This window comes from Providencia sp. UF-183 (assembly GCF_058246155.1).
In genome coordinates, this window is the sequence record NZ_JBSICD010000091.1 from 1 (window position 1) to 275 (window position 275).

General features: G+C 63.6%; 1 pseudogene. It reads left to right on the forward strand.

Annotated features, from left to right (window positions below):
- Positions 1–275, forward strand: a pseudogene (locus AC4IFT_RS22485) (MFS transporter); the annotation flags it as partial.

A 275-nucleotide genomic window follows, 5' to 3' on the forward strand; every position in this document is an offset into this window, starting at 1 on the left:
CCCACAAGCGCACCAACCCGATCACTCGCGCCAACCTGCGGCTGCTGGGGCGCAGCTATTGGTGGGTGGTGAGCATCGGCGCGATCTTCACGCTGGCGCGCTTCAGTGAAGCGTTCCTGGTGTTGAAGGCGCAGCAGGGCGGCACGCCGCTGGCGCTGATCCCGCTGGTGATGGTCGCCATGAATCTGGTCTACGCCTGCTCGGCCTATCCGTTCGGAAAACTGTCCGACCGCATGAGCCATGAAGGATTGCTGAAAGCCGGGTTGCTGGTGCTG